Origin of the sequence: Bifidobacterium tissieri (assembly GCF_002259645.1) — a bacterium.
In the GTDB taxonomy this organism is placed as follows: Bacteria; Actinomycetota; Actinomycetes; order Actinomycetales; family Bifidobacteriaceae; genus Galliscardovia; species Galliscardovia tissieri.
Genome location: NZ_MWWV01000023.1, coordinates 1 through 3,676 on the forward strand (window position 1 = coordinate 1; position 3,676 = coordinate 3,676).

General features: G+C 62.8%; 2 protein-coding genes and 1 pseudogene. 2 read left to right on the forward strand and 1 reads right to left on the reverse strand.

Features of this window, described 5'->3' with window-relative positions:
• A partial coding sequence (locus BTIS_RS11215) for an IS30 family transposase (RefSeq protein WP_143248949.1) occupies window positions 1-1,091 on the forward strand: 1,091 nt, incomplete at its 5' end.
• Window positions 1,092-1,098: 7 nt separating this feature from the next.
• Window positions 1,099-2,727: pseudogene (locus tag BTIS_RS11220) on the forward strand (beta-galactosidase); the annotation flags it as partial.
• 374 nt (window positions 2,728-3,101) lie between these two features.
• Here BTIS_RS11220 and BTIS_RS11225 read toward each other — a convergent pair.
• Window positions 3,102-3,676 (reverse strand): IS3 family transposase (locus BTIS_RS11225; protein WP_143248950.1); only part of this gene is annotated, 575 nt, incomplete at its 5' end.

Here is a 3,676-nt window from a genome sequence, read left to right on the forward strand (position 1 = left end):
CCCACCTGTCGGCCGAGGAGCGGATCCGGATCGACGAGCTGAGGAACCGTGAGGGGCTCGGCGTGTGCCAGATCGCGTTGAGGATCGGCCGGGACAAGTCCACGGTCAGCCGCGAGCTGAGACGCGGCCTGTGGTTCGCGTCCAACGAGAACGACTCCTACCGTCCGTACCGGCCGAAACGCCTGAAGACGGGCGCGTGGACGGCGCGTCCGTTCTACTCGGCCATGACCGCGCAGCGCAAGGCCGAGACACGCGCCCGCAGGTCGCGCAAGCCCCTGCGCATGTCCTACTCGCCGCTGCTCGCATGGGTGATGGACGCGTTGCGCAAGGGATGGACGCCCGAACGGATCGAAGGACGGCTCAAGGTCCAGTTCCCGGCCGACGCGCGCATGCGGATAAGCCACGAGTGCCTCTACCAGTGGATCTACGCGACACCGCAGAAGGCGCTGGACCTCAGACAGTACCTGCCGCGAGGCAAACGGCACCGCACGCGCGCCAAGGGCCGCAGGTCGAAGGGACCGGGGATCCCGATGCGCGTGCCGATCGCGCAGCGGCCCAAACGCGTCGACTCGCGGCATGAGTTCGGCCACTTCGAGTCCGACACGGTCATCGGCACGGCCCCCTCGAAACGGTGCATCGACACGCAGGTCGAACGCAAGAGCCGCCGCCTGTTCGCCCGGTTCATCCCCGACAAGAGCGCGCTGGCGACCGCGCGCGCCGAATACGACATCTACAGCCGCATCCCCGCGCCCGCGCGCATCGACCGCACCTGGGACAACGGCACCGAATCCTCCTGCCACCTGCTCGTGGACGAGGCATTGGGCATGCTCACCTATTTCGCGGACCCGTACTCCTCGTACCAGCGCGGCACCAACGAGAACCGTAACGGCCGCATCCGCCGCTACCTGCCCAAAAGGACCAGCTTCGACGACCTGTCGGACGAGGACCTGCAGGCCATCGTCCAGGAGATCAACGACACCCCGTTGAAGGTCCTGAACTGGGAAACGCCCAATGAGGTTTGGTACCGCGAGCTCGACAAGGTAATGTCAAAGACAAGCCACCCAAAGACGAGTGTTGCACTTACAAATTGAATCCGGGTGGCATGTGGGCAACGAATACGGATGCCACAATCGATTCGACTATTCCGACGACGCCATGCGCGCCTTCCAGGAATGGTGTCGCGAACGCTACGGCACGATCGACGCCGTGAACGACGCGTGGGGTGCGAACTTCTGGTCGCAGCGCATGACCGACTTCAGCCAGATCATCCCGCCGCGATTCATCGGCGACGGTAACTTCATGAACCCTGGCAAGCTGCTCGACTTCAAGCGGTTCTCGTCCGACGCGCTCAAGGCGTTCTACGAGGCCGAACGTGACGCGCTCGCCGAGATCACGCCCGACATGCCATTGACCACGAACTTCATGGTCAGCGCATCGAATTCGGTGATGAACTACGACGACTGGGGTGACGTGGTGGACTTCGTGTCCAACGACCACTACTTCACTCCCGGCGAGGCGCATCTTGACGAGATGGCGTACGCGGCGTCGCTCACCGACGGCATCGCGCGCAAGAACCCGTGGTGGCTGATGGAGAACTCCACGTCCGCGGTGAATTGGCGTCCGATCAACTATCGCAAGGAACCCGGGCAGATGATTCGCGACGCCATGGTCCACGTGGCCATGGGCGCCGACGCGGTCGGATTCTTCCAGTGGCGTCAGTCGCGCGCCGGCGCGGAAAAGTTCCATTCCTCGATGGTGCCGCTGGCCGGCGAGGATTCGCAGGTGTTCCGTGACGTGTGCACGCTGGGCCGTGATCTTGACGCCCTCGCCGACGCCGGTCTGCTGGGGTCCCGTGTGGAGCGGGCCAAGGTGGCTGTGGTGTTCGACTATGAGTCGCAGTGGGCCACCGAGCACACCGCGACCCCGACGCAGCAGGTGCGTCACTGGACCGAGCCGCTCGACTGGTTCCGTGCGCTGCTCGACGTGGGGGTGACCGCTGATGTGGTTCCCGTACGCGGTGAATGGGATGCCTACGACGTGGTGGTGCTGCCGAGCGTGTATCTGCTGAGTGAAGCCGATTCGCAGCGTCTGCGCGACTACGTGCAGGGTGGCGGCAAGGTGATCGTGACCTATGCCACGGGCATCTCCGACGAGCGTGATCACATCTGGCTCGGCGGATTCCCCGGATCGATCCGCGATGTCATGGGCGTGCGCGTGGAAGAGTTCGCCCCGCTGGGCGACGACTTCCCCGGTACGAAGAACGAGGTGTCATTGTCGAACGGCACCACGGCACATGACTGGATCGACGTGATCACGTCGGTGGCCGACGGTGCGGACGTGATCGCCACATATGACGACGATCCGTGGAGCGGATTGGACGGTGTGCCGGCGATCGTGGCCAATCGGTTCGGCGAGGGGCGTTCCGTGTATGTGGGATGCCGACTCGGTCGGGACGGTCTGGCGGCGTCGTTGCCGGAGGTGCTCGATGCGCTTGGCGTGGCTGATTCCGATTCTGGTTCCGGTGATGCCAAGGTGCTGCGTGTGGTGCGCGAGGGTGCCGACGGCACGCGGTTCGCGTTCCTGTTCAACCGCACCCGCGGCAAGGTCACCGTGCCTGTGGACGGAGAACCGCTGCTGACGTCGATGGCCTCCGTCGTCGGTGATGGTGACACGGCCGAGATCACGCCCAACGGATTCGTGGTGACACGGTCGGTTTGTGCTGACTGATCAGAGGATTGCGGTTTCGGCCGTCACCGGATGACGGCCGAAACTTCGGTGGATAACCACCATAGGCATGATCTGGATTGATTACGCAAACACGCCAGAAACAGCAAGGTTTTGCAAACCGCAGAACCTGTGTATAATCAAAAATGTTAACGCAAGCATAAACGATCGATGATGATATATGACGGACGTCATATCGAGGTCATGGACATCAACGGCATGATGTTCGTGACGTCGTTACGACTTCCCCTCCACATAAATCTCTGCAACGGAACCACTCCTTCGGACGCGGACACTTTTCCGTGATCGAAAGGGGGTGGTGACGTTTTGTTGGACTTCGTTGTCTGAATGGTCGTTCAGAACGATATCACATGTGTTCAGGCGACGAGCCCGAGCTGGATGCGCTTGTCCATGATGCTCATCCCGTATTCGAGTTTGATGCGCTTGTCCCGGTACCAGACCATGTACTCGTCCAGCATCGCAATGAACTCGTCGATCGTGACGCCCTGGAAGCTCCTCTTGTGGAAGAACTCCTGCTTGAGCCGGCCGAAGAACCCCTCGGCGGCGGCGTTGTCCGGGCTGCAGCCCCTCGCGCTCATCGACCTCGTCAATCCATGATCCGTGCAGATGCGAATCCATTCGGGCCACCGGTAGTGGCATCCCCGGTCGGAGTGGATGACGGGCGTCTGACCGGGTTTGAGCGTGGCGCACGCGTCCTCGAGCATCCCATTGGCCAGCGCGGCGTTGGGGCTGGTGCCGATCGTCCACGCGACCGGCATGCCGTCGTAGCAGTCGATCACCGGCGACAGGTACACCTTGCCCGCGGGGATCGAGAACTCGGTGATGTCGGTGACCCACAGCTCATTCGGATTCGCGGCGTGGAAGTCGCGGTTGACGAGATTGGCCGGCGCGCCGCCGATCTCTCCCTTGTAGGAGCTGTAGCGCTTCGCGC